At 53.3% G+C, this 285-nt stretch carries 1 protein-coding gene; it reads left to right on the forward strand.

The window, feature by feature from the left end; translation table 11 throughout:
• Positions 1-250 (forward strand): hypothetical protein (locus Q4563_RS19225; protein WP_303605652.1); only part of this gene is annotated, 250 nt, incomplete at its 5' end.
• Positions 251-285 lie beyond the last annotated feature (35 nt).

The raw sequence follows: 285 nt of genomic DNA on the forward strand, positions 1-285 counted from the left end.
GAAAGGAATTCACAGCCGAGGCTATTTACCTCATATCGACAGCGCTGAGTTTCAGGTCATTACCTACCGTCTTAACGATGCCTTACCGAAGGCTGTCATCGACCGGCTCAGGGATTTGCCGGACACTCAACGACGGCAACACACCGAGCAAGCCATGGATGCCGGTTACGGTCATTGCTGGCTATCCCCGAGGTTGCTGCATTGGTGGTGGAGAATTGGTTCTACTTTCATGGGACGCGCTATCAGCTGATTGCCTGGGTGATGCCCAATCATGTGCATCTGCTG

The sequence above is a fragment of the Gilvimarinus sp. 1_MG-2023 genome, assembly GCF_030548285.1.